This window comes from Agathobaculum sp. (genome assembly GCF_050946325.1).
In the GTDB taxonomy this organism is placed as follows: domain Bacteria; phylum Bacillota; class Clostridia; order Oscillospirales; family Butyricicoccaceae; genus Agathobaculum.
This window is the reverse complement of the sequence record NZ_JBMNUP010000010.1, coordinates 1-21,005: the sequence shown is the minus strand read 5'-3', so window position 1 is coordinate 21,005 and position 21,005 is coordinate 1. Positions and strand designations below refer to the sequence as shown.

The following is a 21,005-nucleotide window of genomic DNA, read 5'->3' as shown; positions in this document are numbered from 1 at the left end:
GCGCTTATGACTTATACCGGAGCGAGGACCGTTCCGCTATAATACATAAACCGTCAGGACGGAAAAGCCGTCTGAAAGCTTGAAAGGGGAAACCAACATGAATCGCAGATATCGTAAGACCATCATCGCCGGCAACTGGAAGATGAACAAGACGCCGGCGGAAGCCAAGGCCCTCATTGAAGAGATGAAGCCGCTGCTTTCCAAGACCAAGTGGTGCGAGATGGTGCTTTGCGTGCCGTTTACCGATATTCAGACCGCTGTCAAGGCAGCCAAGGGCTCCAAGATTGCCATCGGTGCGGAGAATATGCATTATGAGAAGTCCGGCGCGTTTACCGGTGAGATTTCTGCCGATATGCTCAAGGAGCTGGGCGTGAAGTATGTCATCATCGGCCACTCTGAGCGCCGCCAGTACTTCAATGAGACCGACGAGGCCTGCAACAAGAAGGTGCTCGTTGCGCTGGAGAACGGTCTGCGTCCCATCCTGTGCGTGGGTGAGAGCCTGACCGAGCGTGAGCAGGATGTGACCATGGAGGTCATCCGCAAGCAGATCAAGATTGCGCTGAAGGACGTAGCGCTTGAGGACATTAAGAAGGTCGTCATCGCTTACGAGCCGATCTGGGCCATTGGCACCGGCAAGACCGCCACTGCCGAGCAGGCGGGCGAGGTTTGCTCTGCCATCCGTGACTGCCTGCGTGAGAAGTACGGCGCGCGCGCTGCCCGCGGCATCACCATCCAGTACGGCGGCTCGATGAACGCCAAGAACGCAGCCGAGCTGCTGGCCCAGCCTGATGTTGACGGCGGCCTGATCGGCGGCGCCTCCCTGAAGAGCGCTGACTTCGCGACCATCGTGGAAGCAGCCAACCAATAAGATACTGATGCGGTGAAGGGACCATCCTGCACCGTGTGTGCGGGAGGGGACATCGGGAAGCATCGTTGTCCCCTTTCGTCCGCTTCCCAAAGGAGTTAACTGTTTTATGAAGAAAAAAATCGTGCCGGAGGCTGCGGCTGCTGAGACCGCTGCCGCGGCCAAGCAGGCCGAGGAAACGAAAACGCCGGCCAAGAAACCTGCCGCCAGAAAAACGGCTGCAAAAACCACGGCCGCCAAGAAAACCACAACCCGCAGAACTTCGTCCAGCAAAAAGGCGGCCGGCCCCAAAAAGCCGACTGCGCTGATCATCATGGATGGTTTCGGCCACCGTGAGGAAAAGAAGGGCAACGCGATTGAAGCGGCAAAAACCCCGAATCTGGACAAGATCTTTGCGGAAAATCCGATGACTTATATCGGCGCTTCCGGTCTGGATGTCGGCCTGCCGGACGGCCAGATGGGCAACTCTGAGGTTGGCCACACCAACATCGGCGCGGGCCGTATCGTTTATCAGGAACTGACCCGTATCACCAAGTCCATTCAGGACGGCGACTTTTTCGGCAATGAGGCGCTGATGAGCGCAATTCACCAGTGCCGCTGGTTTGGTTCAACGCTGCACATCTTTGGCCTGCTGTCTGACGGCGGCGTGCATTCGCATATCGACCATATGTTTGCGCTGCTTGAAATGGCGCGCCGGAATGGTCTGCGTAAAGTCTGCTTCCATTGCTTTATGGACGGCCGCGATACGCCGCCGCAGTCGGGTATTGATTTTATTGATCGCCTGCAGGCCAAGATTGACGCGGTTAACGTAGGCTGCATCGCCACGGTTTCCGGCCGCTATTATGCGATGGACCGCGACAATCGCTGGGACCGTGTGGAAAAGGCCTATCAGGCTATTGCGGAAGGCGTAGGCGAACATGCGCCCTCTGCGCATGAGGCCATGCAGCGCTCCTATGATGCCGGCGTGACCGATGAGTTCATCGTGCCGACCATCATTACCGAGGGCGCGATTGTACGCGACGACGACGCGATCATTTTTGCAAACTTCCGTCCGGACCGCGCACGCCAGATTACCCGTGCGTTGGTGGACCATGAGTTTGACGGCTTCAAGCGCCATAAGCGCAACATCCACTATGTCTGCATGACGCAGTATGATATTTCCATTGCAGGCGTGGAGGTTGCGTTCCGTCCGCAGAGCCTGCGCAACACTTTCGGTGAATATATCTCTGAACTGGGCATGACCCAGCTCCGCATTGCTGAGACGGAGAAGTACGCGCATGTTACGTTCTTCTTCAACGGCGGCGTTGAGCGGGAATACAAGGGAGAGGACCGCGCGCTGATTCCTTCGCCCCGCGTAGCGACCTATGACCTCCAGCCGGAGATGAGCGAACCGGCCGTGACCGAGGAGTGCGTCAAGCGCATTCTGTCCGGCAAGTATGACGTCATCATCCTGAACTTTGCCAACTGCGATATGGTCGGTCATACCGGCGTGTTTGAGGCGGCTGTCAAGGCCATTGAGGCGACCGACGACGGCGTGGGCAAGGTGGTTGCCGCCATCCAGCAGATGGGCGGCCAGTGCCTCATCACCGCTGACCACGGCAACGTGGACCAGATGCTCGACGCGGACGGCGTAACGCCGTTTACCGCGCACTCCACCAATCCGGTGCCGCTTGTGATGATCGGTCACGAAGGCAAGCTGAAGGACGGCGGCGTGCTGGCCGACCTTGCGCCCACCATGCTGGAAATGATGGGCCTCAAGCAGCCGGAAGAGATGACGGGGCATTCGCTTCTGGAGAAGCGCTAAGGAGGGACTCTGTCTCCCTTGGATACCGAAAAAGTTCCCAGGGAACCTTTTCGGATACCCCCCTCGCCCCTGCACGGCAGGGACGGTCGCGCTGCTATGGCGCGGGTATTGGTATAAAAGTCCGGCGGAGCCGGACTTTTATGGGGAATTTCATCGCCGCGTGCGCGCGGCGCAGCAAAAATGCGGCTTCCGGCATTTTGCTGTCTGAATGACAACCATTTTATTTTAATACAAAGGAGAAGAATTTATGAAGGGCTACATTGAAATTGTTGATGTACTTGGCCGTGAAGTCATGGACTCCCGCGGCAACCCGACCGTAGAGGTTGAAGTTTATGTTGAGGGCGACACCGGCGCTTACATGGGCCGCGCGGCTGTTCCGTCCGGCGCTTCCACCGGCATTTTTGAGGCTTGCGAGCTGCGCGACGGCGACAAGTCCCGCTACAACGGCAAGGGCGTTCTCAAGGCGGTTGACGCTGTCAACGGCGAGATCGCTGAGACCATCATCGGCATGAACGCGCTCGACCAGCAGGCTATCGACAAGGCGATGATCGAGGCGGACGGCACCCCGAACAAGACCAAGTTCGGCGCAAACGCCATCCTCGGCGTATCGCTGGCAGTTGCCAAGGCTGCGGCTGAGGCGCTTTCCCTGCCGCTGTACAACTACATCGGCGGCTGCAATGCCAAGACCCTGCCGATGCCCATGATGAACATTCTCAACGGCGGCGCGCATGCGACCAACAACGTTGAGATTCAGGAATTCATGGTTATGCCGGTTTCCGCTCCGTCCTTCCGCGAGGCGCTGCGCCGCTGCGCTGAGGTATTCCATCAGCTCAAGACCACCCTTAAGGAGAACGGCACCCCGGCTGCGGGCGTTGGCGACGAGGGCGGCTACGCGCCCAACCTGAAGAAGGATGAGGACGCGCTCAAGGTAATCGTAAAGGCGATCGAAGAGGCTGGCTACAAGCCCGGCGAGGACTTCATGATCGCGATCGACGCTGCTTCCTCCGAGTGGTGGAACGACGAAGAGAAGTGCTATATCCAGCCCAAGTCCGGCAAGAAGATGACCCAGCAGCAGCTCGTTAAGATGTGGAAGGGCTTTGCAGAGAAGTACCCGATCATCTCCCTCGAGGACGGCATGGCTGAAGAGGACTGGGAAGGCTGGGCAATGCTCACCAAGGCGCTGGGCGACAAGATCCAGCTCGTGGGCGACGACCTGTTTGTTACCAACACCGCCCGTCTGAAGAAGGGCATTGAGCTGGGCGTTGGCAACTCCATCCTGATCAAGGTCAACCAGATCGGTTCTCTGACCGAGACGCTCGACGCCATCCAGATGGCCAACCGCGCGGGCTACACCGCGGTTGTTTCCCACCGTTCGGGCGAGACCGAGGACGCTACCATTGCGGACATCGCGGTTGCGCTCAACGCTGGCCAGATCAAGACCGGTGCGCCGAGCCGTACCGACCGTGTTGCCAAGTACAACCAGCTGCTCCGCATCGAGGAAGAGCTGGGCGAGGACGTTGCACAGTACCTCGGCAAGGACGCTTTCTTCAACCTGAAGAACAAGTAAAAATTGCATGAGAAAAGGCCGCTTCCCGTGAGGGGAGCGGCCTTTATTCAGGAGCATACAGCGATGATTCCGGTATACGATTACACCCACTTTAGCTTAAGCTGCTTCCCAGAAATTTACAACAACTCCGGGGAATTTCGCAGGGTCGTCCGTATACGGACTATCATTTACTCGATGCGTAAATAGAGCAAGCATGCCCCATTTAGAAGTTACGATAGTTGGGCCGGTAGATGTGGATTTAATAATTCCAGAGTGGATAGGGACGCTGGAGATACTACTGGTATATGTTACTTTTTTACCGACAGCTGCAGAGGCTCCTTTATAACTTCCATCAGAGATGTAAGCGCTGGGATCATTCATCCAATAAGTGTTAGATGTAGATGCCTTGTACCATGCGTAAGAGTGACAATTATAGGCAGGCGTAGGGTTGCCAATAATTAGTGCAGACGAATAAAGCTTTTGCATATTTTCGCTTTCCTTTTGTGCAACACTAGCACTCATACCGGCTTCACTCCAAGTGCGATCGGCAAAGACAGAAACATTAGTGCCTTTTGGGGTTTTTACAACAGTTTGGAAAGATAAAGGTACATAGAAGACTTCGGAGGAATCTATGTATGTCATCAAATCTTGTGCACGATGGATAGAGAGAGGCTCATCCGAATCTAAACGGTAAAGCTGAATTTGAGCATCCTTGTAGCGTTGCAAAGCGCTCTGCGCATCCGCTCTGGCAAGCAGCACGGAGAGTGCGGGAAATCTGCCAGAAACGACCTCAATACCCATCGAAATCGTGTTAAATGCATATATATCGCCTAAATAGGGGTAATTCATTACGGTCTCCACAAGCACGTCGGTTGTCATCGCTTCTGCTTCCTCAGCACTGACATAGCAGGCCGCGCGGCGCTCGTATAATGTCATTGCATTCCATTCGGGCGAGTCAGGGAGAATGTCGTAAACATGAGGTTCGGACGACAGGAGAGCATCGGTATCGTTTTCAGCCGCAAAGGCGCTTGAAACGAACAGTAGCGATGTCGAAAGCGTGATGCATAGTAGTTTTTTCCACAGTTTCATTATAACAATTCTCCTTTCATTGGTTTGGTAGATAGTTCCTACAAAATAGATGTATGCTTCCATGCGCATAAAGCATAATATATAATCAAGTTCCTGTCTATTCGCAGATTACCCAATTAAAGGTATGATTTTCGTGCAGACACACCGAAGGGGCCGACCGCATTTGCGGTCGGCCCCTCAACTTATTGGTAAGTCCTGCCCTCTTTTCAGTACCCCGCTTTCCACCGCTGCAAAGCAAGGGAAGCGTTTTTGTAGCTGGCGTCCGCGGTCGGGGTGCCGGCTGGCACACCCAGCACGGCGGCGTCTGCCGCCTGCACATAGCCCGCGGCCTTCCAGCGGGCGAGCGCCTGCTCATAGCTTGAGGCGGCGGCAGAGGATTGGTGCTGCCGCCAGCCAAGCGTGGGCGCGCCGTTTAAAAAGCCGGTCAGGCCGGCAACGGACAGGCTGTAATCCCTGTCGGCGTTGAACTGGGCAAGCTGGGCCTGCGCCTGCTGCAGCGCGGCATTTTCTGCGGCTGCAAGCTGTTCGCTTTCCAGCGCGGCCTGCTGGTCCGCGGCGTTTGCCTGCGCGGCGGCGCGGGCGGTCAGCCTGGCCTGGCCAAGCGCGTCCAGATCGCTGCGGTAGCGGTTATCAATAGCGATGCGGCTGGTTTCGGCCGCACCCGAGGTGGCGGCGGCATGCCGCGCGCCCATATTGAGGCCGAGCGCGGCCAGCTTTTCCTCGTTGGAGATAACGGAGCGATGGGCGTTGATTTCCGCCTGCGTCATGCCGGCGGTATAGTCGCTGTCAATGGAGGAAAGGTTTTCCAGCAGCCGCGCGGCGATGCGGGCGCGGGCCGCTTCAAAGCGGCGCAGGCGGGCGGTTTCGGCCGCGTCATACAGTTTCCCCACGGCGCTGCCGCCGGATTTGCTGCTGGAAACCGAATAAGGGCGGTAGTTCCCTGTCCAGGTGGAGACGGCCTCGTTGGAAGCTACCTTGCCCGCAAGGCCCTCCGCTTCTATTTTCTCCTGCCGCTCGGCGAGGAGCTGCTGGCGTTCGCCTTCATCCTGCGTTCCCGCAATGGCTTCCGCGTAGTCAAAATCTTTTCTGTAACCTGCCATATGTCACTTCCTTTCTCCGTTGGTATGAATGAGATGGGAGCCGATGTAGCCGCCGATTGCGCCAATGGCGGCGGCGCACAGGCTTTCCTGTCCCATGAACACACCGCAGATACAGGTCAGGCCAAGGGCAAGCAGGGCGACGGTATCGTTGTCAAAAAAATCAGGCATTGTGTAAACTCCTTTCCGGTTCAAATCACAGTTCGGCCGAGCGTCCAGCGAATGGTCAGCGCAAGCAGGCCGAACGGCTCGTCCGGCCGGTTGTTGCCGATGCGCACGGCGAACAGCGGAATGCGGTGCTGCCGCCAGCGCGTCCGATAACTGACCGCCCCGGGCACACAGCGGAAAGAAAACCGTGAAAAATCAAGCGTTTTAAAGGAAAATAAATCCATATTGCGCGAAAGTGCAAGCAAACGGCCGTTCTCGTTTTCATACTGCACGGTTGCGCCCGAGCGGGAGTAAGGCATGAGCGTTGGAATCACGTCGCGCACGGTTTTCACTTTGCCCCACTGGCTGAGCGGCAGCGACGGCGTGCGCCAGTAGGCGTCAATGGCTGCGCCGTCGTCGCTGTAGGCGTGGTCCTCATCCGGTTTGGCAAAACGGCACAGACGCCCGTCCGGCGTGCCGAACCATAGCCGGCCGTCCATCACAGCGAGGCATTGGGCGGGAACATTGGTCCACAGGAACCACGCGGGCTGGCCGTCTTCCTCGGTCAGCGTGCCGTCCGCGATGTACATGCGCCCGTTGAGCGCAAGATAATATTTGCCGCCGAACACAATCGCGCAGGCGTTTTCCAGATTGGCTTCGGCCTCCAGCCGCGGAACAATCGCATCGGAAACCGAGCGAATGGTGCGCTGCTCGGCCACAGCGGTGCCAAAAACGCCCTGTACGCCGTGCGGGGAAAGAAAAAGCGGCAGATCATGCAGCGCGGCAAAGCTGCGCGGAGCAATGGCGCCTGCGCCCTGCGCGCCCTGTTTGAGCGGATAAAGCGCCGTGCCGTCATCGGCCATCAGGTAGGAGCGCAGGTAGCTGGCGGATTCCTGCGCATCGCCTGTTTTGATGACAAGCTGGCTTTCATATTGCTTCAGATAGCCCATTACGGCCGAAGAATCGGTACCCATGCGGGTGTAGCCGGTGTCAGGAAAATAGGTAGGGTCGTAAAGGCCGCTCTGCCAGTCGCAGGCCGGTTCGTCCGGATTGCCGGAGAGAAAAACGCGCGTATCGTTTTTGCCGCCGTACAGTCCGGCAAAACGGCATTTGTTGATTTTGTCCTGGCTGCCCTCTGCCGTTTTGGAAAAAGCAATGGAAACATTGGCCAGTCCGTTGCCGTTGGCAGGTGCGGAAGCCAGGGTCACCAAACCGGTCGCGCGGTTGACAGAGGATACCGTGACGGCTTTGCCGTCCACCTCGGCCGTTACAGGGGTGTCATCCAGCTCTTTGGCGTCCACCTGGAACTGTGTTGCCGAACCGTTGCCGATAAACGTGTTGATGCGTTTGGGCGTCAGAAGATTGACGGCCTCATGGCTCGTGCCGCCGCCCGTTGGCGCGGCAGAAATGGTTGTGGTGGGGATATAGGCGATATCCTGCACCTTGACCGCTGCCCAGGCGGTGTTCTCCTTGTTGCGCTGCACTGCACGGAAGGTTTTGCCGTCCATCAGATACAGCACGCCGTTCATGCAGAAGCATTGGGAAAAAGCGGTGTGCATATCAGAACAGAGTTCGCTTTGCCCGCCTGCGGCGGGGCGGAAAAACAGCCGGCTTCCGGCGTGGACGGCAAACCCCGAACCGTCCGGCATGGGAAACAGCCCGTAAACAGGCGCATCGTATTGCTGCTGTGTTTTCCACCCCGTGCGCTTGACGAGAAAATCGTTCTGCTCGCAGATCAGGTTCTGCATATCAGGCGAGCGGGAAAGAGAAGCTTTGGTTTCATGTGTGCGGCAGTCCAGTCCGCCGAAACGCCGCACCACGGTTTGCCGTATGGTTTCCGCGGCGGGAAATTGATAGGCGCGCATTAAACCATCTCCTGCACTGCCGTAAACTGCGCCGGACAGTGGCGCAGCAGGCGGACGGCATATTCGTTGGCCGCCCAGTTGAATTTTTCCTTGTCATCATCTGCAACCAGCAGCGCGGCCAGCCCGTAGGGGAAACACTCGGATGCCAGCCAGTCTCCCGCGGGAATCTGATCGGCCAGCGCGGCCATGCGCGGCGGCGCGGCAAAAGGCTGCTCGGCGCAGAAAACGCGCTCTGCATTGATTTCACGCAGGCTGTTGCTGATGAGCTGATTTAAAGCGCCCAGCGCGAACTGCTCATAATATGCGCCGCTGTCCGGCGTTTCGGAGAGCAGATTGAGCGCGGCGCGGAAGCATTCGGTTCCGGTCAAGGTCATTCCTCCTTTAAAAAAGTGATGGCTCGGAGCCTGTGTCAAGCCGCCCCGCGGGGCGGCTTTTCCGTTATCCTTCTGCCACAGCAGAGGGATATTTGTTGTTCTCCGCAGCAAACGCGCGGATTTTGCAGCCCGGCTCTGCCGTCAGCGTGGTTTCGGCAACATAGTCACGGGCCGAATCCGAATAGCGCGGGTCCGAGCCGTCCAGCGTGTAGCGGATGGTGCCGGCGCCGGTGATTTTATTGCCGGCAACCGTCGGCGCAGCCGAAATCAGGCCGGTGTTCACCAGCGCGTATACGCCGCCGCACTTGGCGCCCAGCACATAGGCGTCGTAATAGTGGCGGCCTTCAATCAGCGCGCCCGATACGCCGACAGGGTCTTCATGTACCTTGGCGTCCGCGATTTTGTAGGGCATGAGCACGGCGTCCTTGTGCGTTACCAGGAACCAGACGCCGTCCGGCAGGTAGCTCTGGGGCACGCGCACAACGTTCATGCCGAACACTTCGCCGCATACGCCCTTGGCGATGGACTGGCGTGCCAGTACGTCCACGCCGGAAAATTCGTCCGAGGTGCAGACCAGCTTGTACATTTCGCTCGTCAGATAGAGATAGCGGTTGTCGTCCGGCACCAGCGCGTCGTCCAGCGCCTGCGAAGCGTCTGCAATTTTGGAGATGATGTTGCTCTTGGTCGGCTTTTCGCTTTCCGCAATGGTGCCGGCCATGTTGACAAAGCGGCGGAAGGCGTATTTATCCGCTGCGGGGGTAGACTTTTCGTTTAGCTGGAGCCGCAGCATATCTGCGGCGTTCTTGACAAGGTTCTGGTCCAGATTGTTACCCTTATCAATGGTCAGCGTAAACGCCTTGTCCTGCGTCATGGTCAGTTCCTGCACCACGTCCTGCATTTCGGTCACGTCGCCGTAGCGCTTCAGCCCGCCGTCGCGGTCGTAATCGACCTCTTCCACCGTGATCGGCGTGTATACTTTGAGGGTTTTGACACCTGTCAGATCAAAGGTTTCTGCGGTTTTGCCCTTGATAAAGGATGCGCGGGTGAATACCTCTGCGATCTGGTCGGAATATTTGGTAGCAAGATTGATAGCCATAAAGAAAACCTCCTTTAGAAAATTGAGAATGTAGAATGAGAATTGTCTGGCGGAATGGAGCGCGGGCTCTGTGGATCATCGAGTCCATTCTCCATTTTTCATTGTGCTTATCGGCCGAGCAGAGCCAGTGTCACGGGGTCGGCTCCTGCCGGTTCGCCGTCGCCCTTGGCAGGGCCGACTGCGGCGCGGTGATTTTTCTGATTCATTTCCAGCGCCGCCAGCTCGTCTTTCAGGGTCAGCACCTCCCATTTTCGGTAGGCGGAAACAAGAGACCCCTCCTGCTGCGCCCATTCCCACACCTGCGGCGGAATATCCTCGGGGGATACATCGGGATACTCCTCCACAAAGGCCGCATAAATCTGGCCTTCGCGCATGCCGCTGGCCGCGCGGTTGCGGCGTACATAGGCGTTTTGCTTGGAAAGGCCAAGGCTTGCTGCCTCGATCAGCTCGTCCAGCGTCAGTTCGCGGGTTTCTCCGTCAACAGGGACGGAATAAGTCTCCGGCTGCTGCGCCGCCGGTTCGGCTGCATGGGGAACAAATGGGTTTGCCGGTGCTCCGGCAGACGGATTCGCTTCAATTTTCTGGTTCATGTACGGGTTCCTCCTTTTGCATTTGCTGCTTTTGCATGCGAAGCGCATGCAGCAGGTCGTTTTTTCCGCGCACCTGATAATCAGGTACGTTTTCCAGATAAGTGATGGGGTCGGAAATGATGCCGCTTTCGAGCAGGTGGTCGTTGGTGACGGTCTGCATGGTTTCCGACCAGTAGCTGGCCGCGCCGACATTGACCTGCAGGCGCATGTCCTGTCCGGCCAGGGAAGAAAAGTCAAACTGCTGCCGAACGGGCTCCTGGCCGGCTTCATCCGCAACGGCGAGCGTGCGCACGCCGTAGTGCGCGCCCATCAGGTCAAGGAAGATGCGCGCCCAGTCCTCGGTGAAACGATAGAACTCCATTTTGGTCAGTTCGAGCGGGGCCGCTGTTGCGTTCTGCACCGCCACAATGGCCGAGGTATTATCCGGCCGCACTGTGCCGAGCGCAGCTTCGGACGCGCCCATCAGCTCGGCCGTATCGGTCATCATCTGCTTCAAAAGTCCCAATACCTGCGCGGAGATATCGGGCGCGCGGAACGCCGCTGCGACGGCTTCGTTCGGATTGCCGCGCATGGCGATGGCCTTGCCGACGTCGTTTGACCAGCCGTTGGGGAAGCGGGTCATATCGTAAACAATTTTGGGGAAGGCCACCTGCTTGATGCACTGCACATACATCGAGTACAGCTTGTTAATGGCAATCTGGTTGGGGATGGCCTCGGTGACCGGACTTTCGCCGTGGCAGCAGTTGCGCACTCGGTTCCAGCTCATATAGGCCACCGGATACAGCCGGTAGGGCAGCGTCTTTTCGGGCATGACGGTTGCGGTGCGGGTGGTTTTGCAGAAGGCGATGCCGTCTTTTACCCTGCGCATGTGCAGCAGCACCGTCACGCGGCTGAGGCCGTCCTGCGCGCGGTATTTTTGATACTGGCTGTCATCGTCAGGCACAATGGCGCTGATCTGGTCCGGCCCCATGCCGTTGGCGCGCGCCTCTGCGCGAACGTCGTCCACATCGCGGCGCATGGCGATGATGAGATAAGGCTGCCGCTGCACTTCGTCAGAGGCAGGGTTGCCGAAATAGATGTTGGTGGAGTCAATCAGCTCAACGGAAATATCGCCCTTGACGGCCTGGCCTGTCTCAAGCGAGGGGTCAAAATGTATGTAGAAACAGCCGTCGCCGTCCACACAGGCGTTTTTCAGCAGACTGCGGCCCAGCGTTTTGACGCCGGAGCGCTCGATGGCCGAAGCGAACGCACGGTCGAGCACACGGGCGGTTTTGCGGCCTTCCGCGTCCATATCGAACGGCTGCGCATGTACGGCGATATCGTCCGACACCAGCATGGATACAAACAGATTGACGCAGCGCCGCAGCACATTGAAAATCAGCGGATCGAGCGACTGTACGCGAAGCCCCTCCCACTGGCGGCCGAGATAGAACGCCTCGTTGCGGCGCACTCTGTCATACAGGCCGATGGAGCGTTTATAGTCCTGTCCGCGTTCAAACGCGCGCCAGACCGCGGCAGGAGACAGGTCAAAGTGCATCGCCGTCCTCCTCTCTGCCGTAGGCCATCAGCGCGGCAAGGTCGCGGCTGAGCGCGTCGTTGTCCGCGGTTTGCCCGCAGTCTGCATCGCGCCGGCTGCTGCGGCGCGGCAGATGCAGGCCGCCTGCGGCGAACGCGCCGGTCAGCACCAGCAGCGCCGCGCCAAGGCAGTAACATAAGATTTCCATGAAATCCTCCTTTTCTCATTGTTCTCAGTATCGCAGAAAGGCGCCGATATCCGCATCGTATGCACTGGGCGGCGGCGCAGGCGGCGCCTGGTAAACGGTTGCGGCATAGCCGCGCAGCGCGTCGGGCGCATGGGTCAGCTCGTGCGGCGTACCTGCAACGTCAGACGGATTGCGGCTGTCATGCTGCAAGGCGGGCAGCGTGCGAATCAGATTCCGGCAGGTGTGGAAGATGGTCAGGCGGGGGCGCACCGCGCCTGTTTCATCCTGCCGCGGCGCAAGCAGCTCGTGCAGGGCCAGCCAGCCTGCTACACGCTCGTTGCTGCTCCTGTCAAACAGCAGGCCGCAGTCCGCAAACAGCTCGACGGCGCTTTTCCCTGTTTCCTGCCGGCGGTTCCACAGGTCGGGCGGTGCAAGGCGGCAGTAGATTTGTTCTTTCCCAGATTCCTGCGCCAGAATGGCGGCGGCTGCCTGAGAGATAATCAGATTCGGCTGATATAACTCTCTGTATACCACGCTGTCCCCGTTCGGGCCTTGGGCAATCCAGAGCGCGGCCAGCATGTCCAGGCCGTAGTCAATCGTCAGATAGCGTTTCCAGCCGCTGGGAATGGGGTGGGGCGAAACAACATGCAGCGCTTCGGAAAACTCGCTGAAATACTGTCCTTCGTTCAGTTCCCATACGCCTTCGAGCAGCGCCTTGCGGTCGCGGACGGACAGCAGCTGAAGCCGTTTCTCATAGCCTGCGTCTGCCTGGCATAAATATGGATTGTCTGCCAGACGCGCCGGCAGGAACAGGCGCGTTCCGCCCGCAAATTCGGTCAGCGTATCAGGGGGTGCGGGGTCGATGTAGCGCTTTTTTACCCATTGATGGCCCACGCCGCCCGGATTGGTGGTGCTTTTTACCTGCTTGGGGAAACCGTTTGCGCCGCGCACACGGGAAATGAGGTAGGTAAACTGGCTTTCCGTAAAGTGGGTCAGCTCGTCAAACCGCAGCACGTCGTATTCGGCGGACTGGTAACGGGTCACGTCGCTTTCTGCATCGCAATAGCCGAATTCAAGCGTGGACCCATTGATAAAGTCCCACCGATGTTCGCTCACCTTATAGCTGGCGATGCGCTGCGGATACAGCCGCAGCGCGGCTGGAATGAGCGAGCGTTCCAGCTCCGGCATGGTGCGCCGCAACATGAGCTGCCGTGAGCCGGGGTAGAGGCAGGCGAAACGCAGCGCGTCCAGCAGCTGCCCGTGGCTTTTGCCGCCGCCGGCGGCTCCGCCGAACAGCGTCTCAAAGGCTTCTGAACGGATAAAGGCAGCCTGCCGCGGCGTTACGCCGAACTTGAACGTCCGTCTTCGATGCGGAACAGAATTTCGATCTGTTCCGGCTCCTCGTCCGCTCCGTCCAGCATCGTGCCCTTGCCGACCGTCCGGTCGAGGATCTCCTTGATGGCCGACAACCGGCTGTTGGCAGGCGCTTCCGCGTCGTCTGCGATTTCGTACAGCATCCGGATCAGGTCTTCCGGATGGTTTTTTCTGCGCACAATGGCATCTCCTCCTTTCCGGGAATCTTTCTGCTTACTTCGCTTGCTTTTCCCGTAAGGCATAGAATAGGAGGAGGGACGGAAGAAGTCAAGAACAAATGTTCGATTTTTGCTCAAACTGCAAATAGTTGACCGTGGATTGGGACAATGCGGCGGACGTTTCCTTTTTTGTGTGGTATCGGAGCAAAACCTATGCTATAATAAGTTTGTATATAAATTTTTCCTGATGAGAGGAGAAACGTGATGAGTTTATGGTTTGCAGCTTTGCTGGGGCTGGTGCAGGGACTGACAGAATTCCTGCCGGTCTCTTCGTCCGGCCATCTGGTGCTGGCGCAGGTACTGTTCGGCGGCAACGTGGAGGCGGATTACATGCTGTTCAACGTGCTGCTGCATTTTGGTACGCTGCTCAGCGTTATTGTGGCGTTCTGGAAGGATGTAAAAGAACTGATTCTGGAGTTTTTCGGCTGGGTGAAGGACGGCTTTAAAATCAACGGCCACCCGTATCGCCGGTTTATCATTATGGTGCTGATTACCATTGTGCCGATGTTTGCGGTGCTGCCGGTGAAAAGCCGGCTGGAGGCTGTCTTTTCCTCGTCGCTGGTCGTCGGGCTGATGCTGCTGGTCACAGCGGCAATTCTGTATCTGTCGGAAAAGGCGCCGAAAAAGCGCAAGACGGAGGAAAACGCCACCTGGCTGGACGCGCTGATTGTCGGCGTGGGGCAGTGCTTTGCGGTTCTGCCCGGCCTGTCTCGTTCGGGCACCACCATCTGCACCGGCCTGTTCCGCGGTTTTTCGCGTGAGTTTGCGGTGCGCTTTGCGTTTATCATGTCGCTGCCTGTGGTGTTCGGCGCCAACCTGCTGGAACTGATTGACGTTGTGCGCGCGCCGGCGGCGGCTGCGGCTGCGGTTCCGCTTTCCTGCTATGTGGTCGGCATTCTGGTTGCGATGGTATCCGGACTGCTGGCCATCCGTATGGTGCGTTTTGTATCCAAGCGCGGCAATTTCCGCCCGTTTGTTGTGTACTGCACGTTGATTGGCACGATTACCATCGTTGCCAGCCTGATTAAAATGGTATAAGAGGAGTAAGACACGGTGGCTGTAAAGAAATCCACAACAAAAAAGACTGCCCCCCGCAGCAGAACGGCGCGGCAGCGCGCGCCCGAGCCGGAGGGCATCCTGTCGCGCGCGGCATGGGGCGTGGTATGGGCGGTGGCAGGGCTGCTGCTGCTGCTTTCGCTGCTGCCGGTGGACGGGTTTGTGCTTGCGGTGCTGCATAAGGCGGTTGGCGCGCTGATTGGTACGGGCGGCTATGTGCTGCCCTTTGCGCTGCTTGGCCTGGGCGGTGTGCTGATGGTGCGGCACAAAGGGCCGGTGCGTTTGCGCGGCGTGTGCATTGCCATGCTGCCCGTGCTGGTTGGCAGCATTGTGCATGCGTTCACCTGTGCAAAGGAATTTGACCTTTCGATGAAAACGCTGTCCGCGCTGCTTAAAACCGGCATGGAAATCAAGTCGGGCGGCCTGCTGTCAGGCGGGCTGTATATTGTGCTGGAGTGGGCGCTGTCCTCAATTGGCGCGCTGCTGGCGCTGCTGTTGTTGGCCACGGCGGCGCTGCTGGCGGCTTTCCGCGTTACGCCGCAGGCGCTGATTGAAATGTTCCGTGCGCCGGAATATGACTATGAAGATGAAGACGAGCGCGCGCGCTATGAAGCGCCGCCCAAACTGCCCAATGTACACGAGGTAGCCGCGGCCCGCGCGGAAAAACGCGCCAGAAAGCGCGCCGCGTCGGAGATTGACATTCCGCTGGATACGGAGCCGCCCGGAGAGGACAAGCCGGGAGACGAAACGCCGGCAGAGCCGTATCGCGTACACGGCGGCAAGCCCATGGCGCCTGACGAATATCTGCGCTCGCTCAAGGAGCAGACAACGGGCGAACAGGTGAGCATCCTCGATTTGGTGGAGAACAAACCGGACGAGCCTGAGCCGCCTGCCGCAGAGGAAAAACCGAAAAAGGCAGAGAAAATCAGCGAGCATGAGCAGGCGGCCATCAACGAGCAGATGGATGAGAGCCAGAAGGCGCCTGCGCCGGTCTATGATTATCCGCCGATTGACTTGCTGACGCAGGGCAAGCGCACGTCTGTTGCGGGCGCAGAGCAGGAACTGAAGGAAAATTCCGAATGTCTGCTGGATACACTGCAATCCTTTGGGATTGACGCGCAGATTATCGGCATTGTGCGCGGCCCGTCGGTTACGCGGTTTGAACTGACCATTCCGCGCGGCATCAAGATTTCGCGGATTTCTTCGCTGTCGGAAGATATCGCGCTGTCGCTCGGCGCGGTATCAGTGCGTATTGCGCCGATACCGGATAAAAGCGCCGTCGGCATTGAAGTGCCGAACAAGACGGTCAATACCGTTTATATCCGGGAATGTATTGCCTCGCCTGCGTTTACAGGCGCGCGAAGCCGCCTGTCCTATGCAGTTGGCAAGGATATTACGGGCAAGCCGGTGATTGGAGACATCGCCAAAATGCCGCATATGCTGATCGCCGGTACGACCGGTTCGGGCAAATCGGTGTGCATCAATTCGATGCTGGTGTCGCTTCTGTATAAGTCCACGCCGGAAGAGGTCCGTCTGATTATGGTGGACCCCAAGATGGTGGAACTGGGCAACTATAACGGCATTCCGCATCTGCTCATTCCGGTTGTTACCGACCCGAAGAAGGCGGCGGGCGCGCTCAACTGGGCGGTGGGTGAGATGGAGCGCCGCTACAAGCTGTTTGCCGATCATCAGGTGCGCAACCTGGTGGGATATAACGATTTGATGCGCGCGGAAAAGGCAAAAGCCGAGCAGGAGGAAGGCGGTACGCCCGAAGTGTATCAGGTACTGCCGCAGATCGTCATTGTGATCGACGAGCTGGCGGACCTGATGATGGTTGCCGCCAAGGAGGTGGAGACCTCCATCTGCCGCATCGCGCAGAAGGCGCGCGCAGCCGGCATGCATCTGGTCGTGGCCACGCAGCGTCCCTCGGCGGATGTTATCACGGGCATTATGAAGGCAAACATCCCGTCCCGCATTGCGTTTGCGGTTGCCAGCCAGATTGAAAGCCGCATCATCCTTGATACGACGGGCGCCGAAAAGCTGATCGGCAAAGGCGATATGCTGTATGCCCCGCTGGGCGAAGGCAAGCCGGTTCGTGTACAGGGCTGCTTTATTTCGTCGGACGAGATTGAAGCGGTGATTGCGCATATCAAGAAGACAAGCACGGCCGAATATAATGAGGAGATCCTCGAACACATTGAGCGGCAGGCGGAGCAGGCGGACGACAAGGGCGGTTCCTCCGGCGACCCTGGCGAGGACGAGGATGAAATGATTGAGGAAGCGATTGACGTCATCATGGATTGCCGGCAGGCGTCCACTTCCATGCTGCAGCGCCGTCTGAAGCTGGGGTATTCGCGCGCCGCCCGCATCATCGATCAGATTGAGGAGCGCGGCATCATCGGCCCGTTTGAGGGCTCCAAACCCAGGCAGATTCTGATCTCCCGCGAAGAGTGGCAGGAGATGAAGCTGCGCCGGCATACGCCGCTTGATTAAACCGGGGTGTTCCATGGACGGCGGAACGTACTGCATGAGGCGCCGCTGAACGCGGAATTTTACCTTCCATTTGTGTAAAAAGTCCGGCGTATGGTCCGGACTTTTTATGAAAACCGGGCATTTCCGGCTTTCTTTATCAGCGCCTGCGCGCAAACAGCAGAGCAGACGCTGATTCCACATTATCCATTCTCCATTGTTTCTACAGGAGGGAAAAACATGGCATTTACCAAGATTAACATTGCGGAAAAGACTTTCAACCCCTTTGCGCTGATCGGCAAGCAGTGGATGCTGATATCCGCGGGCACGGTCAAGCAGTGGAATACCATGACCGCAAGCTGGGGCGGCGTCGGTGTGATCTGGGGCAAACCTTCGGCCACCTGCTATATTCGCCAGAGCCGCTATACCAAGGAGTTTGTGGATGAAAATGAGTATTTTACGCTCAGTTTTCTGAAGGACGGTTATCGGGACGTGCTCAACCGCATGGGCAGCAAATCCGGCCGCGAAATTGACAAGATGCATGACAGTGGCCTGACCCCTGTGTTTGTGGACGGCCAGCCGGCGTTTGAGGAGGCTTCGCTTGTGCTTGTTTGCCGCAAACGCTGCGCCGGCAAGATCGAACCGGAGCAGATTCTGCACGATGAAACGCTGGAAAAGTGGTATGGGGATAAGGATTATCACAGCATGTATATCGGTGAAATCGTCGCAGCGTATGAGGGCTGATCTCCGGCGTCCGCAGCAGGACGGCGGCTTTTGAAAGAAAAGGGGAAGTGCCGTCATATTGCACAATATAGCTGCGGAAAAATCGGTGAAATACTACAGTGGAATACAATATGCAGGACGTGCTATAATAATTTTGCGTGCTGTAGTAATTTGTATCTGAAAGCGCGTCAGAAGAAATGGAGGAAAGCATTCCCATGAAGAAGTATGTGTATATGTTCCCAGAAGGCAATGGTAAAATGCGCGAGCTGCTCGGCGGCAAGGGCGCCAATCTGGCAGAGATGACCGGCCTTGGCATGCCTGTACCGCAGGGCTTCACCATTACCACCGAAGCCTGCACCCGTTATTATGAGGACGGCAAGACGATTTATCCTGATATTCAGGAGCAGATCATGGAATACCTTGATAAGCTGGAAAAGGTAACGGGCAAAACGCTGGGCGATCCGGAAAAGCCGCTGCTGGTATCCGTGCGCTCGGGCGCGCGTGCTTCCATGCCCGGTATGATGGATACCATCCTGAACCTCGGCATGAACGACGAAATCTGCGAGGCTGTTGCCAAGCTGACGAACAATCCGCGTTTTGCGCGTGATTCCTACCGCCGCTTCATTCAAATGTTTTCCGATGTTGTTATGGAACTGCCCAAGTCCTCCTTTGAGCAGTTTATCGACCAGGTAAAAGACAAAAAGGGCGTCAAGATGGACAACGAGCTGGATGCAGACGATATGTCCGAACTGATCGTTCTGTTTAAGGACCACTATAAGAAGTCCCTTGGCGAAGATTTTCCGCAGGACCCCAAGAAGCAGCTGATGGAAGCGGTTCGTGCGGTATTCCGTTCGTGGGATAATCCGCGCGCCAACACCTATCGCCGCATGAATGATATTCCGCACTCCTGGGGCACGGCAGTCAACGTCCAGTCGATGGTATTCGGCAATATGGGCGAGACTTCGGGCACCGGCGTTGCGTTTACCCGCAATCCGGCCACCGGCGAAAAGAAGCTCTACGGCGAGTTCCTGATGAACGCGCAGGGCGAGGACGTTGTAGCCGGCATCCGCACCCCGCAGCCGATTTCTGCGCTGGCAGAGACCATGCCGGAAGTTTATCAGCAGTTTGTTGATATTTCCTCCCGTCTGGAGCAGCATTACGGCGATATGCAGGATATGGAGTTCACCATTGAAAACGGCAAGCTCTACATGCTGCAGACCCGTAACGGCAAGCGCACCGCGCAGGCCGCGCTGAAGGTTGCGGTTGATCTTGTTGACGAAGGCGTCTGCACCAAGGAGCAGGCGATCATGAAGGTAGAGGCCAAGCAGCTTGACGCGCTGCTGCACCCGACCTTTGTACCGGCGGCGCTGAAGGCTGCCACCCCGATCACTACCGGCCTGCCGGCGTCCCCCGGCGCTGCCTGCGGCGCGGTTTACTTCACTGCGGAAGATGCGGCCAAGGCGCACAAGACCGGCCTGAAGGTTGTGCTTGTCCGTCAGGAAACCTCTCCGGAGGATATTGACGGCATGGCTGTTTCCGAAGGCATTATGACTGCCCGCGGCGGCATGACCTCGCACGCAGCGGTTGTTGCGCGCGGCATGGGCACCTGCTGCGTAGCCGGCGTGAACGGCATTAAGGTATCCGAGGCAGACAAGACCCTGACCTTTGCAGACGGCACGGTTGCCAAGGAAGGTGACTTTATTTCGCTGGACGGTTCGACCGGCAACGTATACCTTGGACAGATTGAAACGCAGGATGCAGAGCTGACCGGCGACTTCGGCCGCTTCATGGGCTGGGCGGACGAAATCCGCACGCTCAAGGTTCGCACCAACGGCGATACCCCGCGCGATGCAACGCAGGCGCGCAAGTTCGGCGCGGAAGGCATCGGCCTGTGCCGTACCGAGCATATGTTCTTTGAGCCGGCCCGCATCAAGGCTGTGCGTGAGATGATCGTTTCCGATACGGTTGAGCAGCGCAAGGCGGCGCTCGCCAAGATTCTGCCGATGCAGCGCAGCGATTTTGAGGGCATCTACCGCGCGATGGGCGGCCTGCCGGTTACCATCCGCCTGCTCGATCCCCCGCTGCATGAGTTCCTGCCGCACGAAGCGGAAGAGATTCGCGAGCTTGCCGGTGAGATGGGCGTTCCGTTTGAAAAACTGCGCGCCAAGGTAGAAGACCTGCATGAGTTCAACCCGATGCTCGGCACCCGCGGCTGCCGTCTGGACGTTCTCTATCCGGAAATTGCCGAGATGCAGACCGAAGCCATCATTTCTGCGGCAATCAACGTCTGGAAGGAAGACGGCCTGCGCATTACGCCCGAAATCATGGTGCCGCTGGTATCTGAGATCAATGAGCTGCGCTTTGTGAAGAAGGTCATCAAGGCCAAGGCGGATGAGCTGATTGAAGCTTCCGGCCTGAAGATGAAGTATATGGTCGGCACGATGATTGAGACCCCGCGTGCCGCTGTCACTGCGGACCAGATCGCCGAGGAGGCGGAGTTCTTCTCCTTCGGCACCAACGACCTGACCCAGATGACCTACGGTTTCTCCCGCGATGACGTGGGCCGCATTCTGGAGACTTACTTCGATAAGAAGATTCTGGAGTCTGACCCGTTTGCCCGTCTGGACCAGACCGGCGTTGGCCGCCTGGTCAAGATGGCGGTTGAAAACGGCCGTGCGGTTCGCCCGGATATTAAGCTGGGCATCTGCGGTGAGCATGGCGGCGACCTGTCTTCGGTTGAGTTCTGCCACAATGTTGGCCTGAACTATGTTTCCTGCTCGCCCTTCCGTGTTCCGATTGCCCGCCTGGCGGCTGCGCAGGCGCGCGTGAAGGAACTGGGCCTGGCCTGATAAACAGCCCCTGTTTACCTGAAAAATAAAAGGAAAGCGAACGCTGCAAACGCGGCGTTCGCTTTTTTTGCTTTTTTGTTTGACGGGCGTAGAGAGCGATGCTATACTGTAGATATCATTTATAAAAGGAGGATATATGT

The 21,005-nt window shown here is 57.8% G+C and carries 18 protein-coding genes; 7 read left to right on the top strand and 11 right to left on the bottom strand.

Going from position 1 to position 21,005, the window contains the following annotated elements; all coding sequences use genetic code 11:
* Positions 1-97: 97 nt before the first annotated feature.
* The 3 genes from tpiA (at position 98) to eno (ending at position 4,236) form a co-directional block, all read left to right on the top strand.
* Entirely contained in the window at positions 98-868 is a 771-nt protein-coding gene (tpiA, locus tag ACOYIE_RS02085; RefSeq protein WP_433410366.1) for a triose-phosphate isomerase, read from the top strand.
* 106 nt (positions 869-974) lie between these two features.
* Positions 975-2,669, top strand: a complete 1,695-nt coding sequence (gpmI, locus tag ACOYIE_RS02080) for a 2,3-bisphosphoglycerate-independent phosphoglycerate mutase (protein WP_433410364.1) — start codon at positions 975-977, stop codon at positions 2,667-2,669.
* Between the two features lie 247 nt (positions 2,670-2,916).
* Positions 2,917-4,236, top strand: coding sequence for a phosphopyruvate hydratase (gene eno, locus ACOYIE_RS02075; RefSeq protein WP_433410363.1), 1,320 nt, complete (start codon positions 2,917-2,919; stop codon positions 4,234-4,236).
* A gap of 96 nt (positions 4,237-4,332) precedes the next feature.
* Here the strand turns inward: eno and ACOYIE_RS02070 are convergent, their stop codons facing one another.
* From ACOYIE_RS02070 to ACOYIE_RS02020, 11 genes are all read right to left on the bottom strand, one after another.
* Positions 4,333-5,304: a hypothetical protein gene (locus ACOYIE_RS02070; RefSeq protein ID WP_433410361.1), complete on the bottom strand. Its 972-nt coding sequence runs from the start codon at positions 5,302-5,304 to the stop codon at positions 4,333-4,335.
* Positions 5,305-5,510: 206 nt separating this feature from the next.
* Entirely contained in the window at positions 5,511-6,404 is an 894-nt protein-coding gene (locus tag ACOYIE_RS02065; protein WP_433410359.1) for a hypothetical protein, read from the bottom strand.
* A gap of 3 nt (positions 6,405-6,407) precedes the next feature.
* Positions 6,408-6,572 (bottom strand): hypothetical protein, encoded by a 165-nt coding sequence (locus tag ACOYIE_RS02060; protein ID WP_433410357.1) that lies wholly within the window; start codon positions 6,570-6,572, stop codon positions 6,408-6,410.
* Positions 6,573-6,592: 20 nt separating this feature from the next.
* On the bottom strand, positions 6,593-8,413 hold the full coding sequence (locus ACOYIE_RS02055) for a hypothetical protein (RefSeq protein ID WP_433410355.1): 1,821 nt from the start codon (positions 8,411-8,413) through the stop codon (positions 6,593-6,595).
* Positions 8,413-8,781 (bottom strand): hypothetical protein, encoded by a 369-nt coding sequence (locus ACOYIE_RS02050; protein WP_433410353.1) that lies wholly within the window; start codon positions 8,779-8,781, stop codon positions 8,413-8,415. The genes ACOYIE_RS02055 and ACOYIE_RS02050 overlap by 1 nt, the downstream gene beginning before the upstream one ends.
* A gap of 70 nt (positions 8,782-8,851) precedes the next feature.
* On the bottom strand, positions 8,852-9,883 hold the full coding sequence (locus tag ACOYIE_RS02045; RefSeq protein WP_433410351.1) for an FN3 associated domain-containing protein: 1,032 nt from the start codon (positions 9,881-9,883) through the stop codon (positions 8,852-8,854).
* A 107-nt stretch (positions 9,884-9,990) separates the two neighbouring features.
* A complete protein-coding gene (locus ACOYIE_RS02040; protein WP_433410349.1) occupies positions 9,991-10,473 on the bottom strand; it encodes a hypothetical protein in 483 nt (160 codons plus the stop codon).
* The gene (locus tag ACOYIE_RS02035; protein ID WP_433410348.1) at positions 10,457-12,010 is read right to left on the bottom strand and encodes a hypothetical protein; all 1,554 of its coding nucleotides are present in this window, start codon (positions 12,008-12,010) and stop codon (positions 10,457-10,459) included. Before ACOYIE_RS02035 ends, ACOYIE_RS02040 begins: the two co-directional genes overlap by 17 nt.
* Entirely contained in the window at positions 12,000-12,197 is a 198-nt protein-coding gene (locus tag ACOYIE_RS02030) for a hypothetical protein (RefSeq protein ID WP_433410346.1), read from the bottom strand. The genes ACOYIE_RS02035 and ACOYIE_RS02030 overlap by 11 nt, the downstream gene beginning before the upstream one ends.
* Before the next feature lie 24 nt (positions 12,198-12,221).
* Positions 12,222-13,472 (bottom strand): phage terminase large subunit, encoded by a 1,251-nt coding sequence (locus ACOYIE_RS02025; RefSeq protein WP_433410386.1) that lies wholly within the window; start codon positions 13,470-13,472, stop codon positions 12,222-12,224.
* A 44-nt stretch (positions 13,473-13,516) separates the two neighbouring features.
* Positions 13,517-13,729 (bottom strand): hypothetical protein, encoded by a 213-nt coding sequence (locus tag ACOYIE_RS02020; protein WP_433410345.1) that lies wholly within the window; start codon positions 13,727-13,729, stop codon positions 13,517-13,519.
* Between the two features lie 243 nt (positions 13,730-13,972).
* Here ACOYIE_RS02020 and ACOYIE_RS02015 point away from each other — a divergent pair, with 243 nt between their 5' ends.
* The 4 genes from ACOYIE_RS02015 (at position 13,973) to ppdK (ending at position 20,865) form a co-directional block, all read left to right on the top strand.
* Positions 13,973-14,806, top strand: a complete 834-nt coding sequence (locus tag ACOYIE_RS02015; protein WP_433410343.1) for an undecaprenyl-diphosphate phosphatase — start codon at positions 13,973-13,975, stop codon at positions 14,804-14,806.
* Between the two features lie 15 nt (positions 14,807-14,821).
* Positions 14,822-17,317: a DNA translocase FtsK gene (locus tag ACOYIE_RS02010; protein WP_433410342.1), complete on the top strand. Its 2,496-nt coding sequence runs from the start codon at positions 14,822-14,824 to the stop codon at positions 17,315-17,317.
* Positions 17,318-17,533: 216 nt separating this feature from the next.
* A complete protein-coding gene (locus ACOYIE_RS02005) occupies positions 17,534-18,037 on the top strand; it encodes a flavin reductase family protein (RefSeq protein WP_433410341.1) in 504 nt (167 codons plus the stop codon).
* A gap of 194 nt (positions 18,038-18,231) precedes the next feature.
* Positions 18,232-20,865: a pyruvate, phosphate dikinase gene (gene ppdK, locus ACOYIE_RS02000; RefSeq protein ID WP_433410339.1), complete on the top strand. Its 2,634-nt coding sequence runs from the start codon at positions 18,232-18,234 to the stop codon at positions 20,863-20,865.
* The last annotated feature ends 140 nt before the right edge of the window (positions 20,866-21,005 follow it).

Coding starts and splice junctions, on each gene's coding strand:
- tpiA (WP_433410366.1), top strand. CDS start 98: ATGAATCGCAGATATCGTAAGACCATCATCGCCGGCAACTGGAAGATG.
- gpmI (WP_433410364.1), top strand. CDS start 975: ATGAAGAAAAAAATCGTGCCGGAGGCTGCGGCTGCTGAGACCGCTGCC.
- eno (WP_433410363.1), top strand. CDS start 2,917: ATGAAGGGCTACATTGAAATTGTTGATGTACTTGGCCGTGAAGTCATG.
- ACOYIE_RS02070 (WP_433410361.1), bottom strand. CDS start 5,304: ATGAAACTGTGGAAAAAACTACTATGCATCACGCTTTCGACATCGCTA.
- ACOYIE_RS02065 (WP_433410359.1), bottom strand. CDS start 6,404: ATGGCAGGTTACAGAAAAGATTTTGACTACGCGGAAGCCATTGCGGGA.
- ACOYIE_RS02060 (WP_433410357.1), bottom strand. CDS start 6,572: ATGCCTGATTTTTTTGACAACGATACCGTCGCCCTGCTTGCCCTTGGC.
- ACOYIE_RS02055 (WP_433410355.1), bottom strand. CDS start 8,413: ATGCGCGCCTATCAATTTCCCGCCGCGGAAACCATACGGCAAACCGTG.
- ACOYIE_RS02045 (WP_433410351.1), bottom strand. CDS start 9,883: ATGGCTATCAATCTTGCTACCAAATATTCCGACCAGATCGCAGAGGTA.
- ACOYIE_RS02040 (WP_433410349.1), bottom strand. CDS start 10,473: ATGAACCAGAAAATTGAAGCGAATCCGTCTGCCGGAGCACCGGCAAAC.
- ACOYIE_RS02035 (WP_433410348.1), bottom strand. CDS start 12,010: ATGCACTTTGACCTGTCTCCTGCCGCGGTCTGGCGCGCGTTTGAACGC.
- ACOYIE_RS02030 (WP_433410346.1), bottom strand. CDS start 12,197: ATGGAAATCTTATGTTACTGCCTTGGCGCGGCGCTGCTGGTGCTGACC.
- ACOYIE_RS02015 (WP_433410343.1), top strand. CDS start 13,973: ATGAGTTTATGGTTTGCAGCTTTGCTGGGGCTGGTGCAGGGACTGACA.
- ACOYIE_RS02005 (WP_433410341.1), top strand. CDS start 17,534: ATGGCATTTACCAAGATTAACATTGCGGAAAAGACTTTCAACCCCTTT.
- ppdK (WP_433410339.1), top strand. CDS start 18,232: ATGAAGAAGTATGTGTATATGTTCCCAGAAGGCAATGGTAAAATGCGC.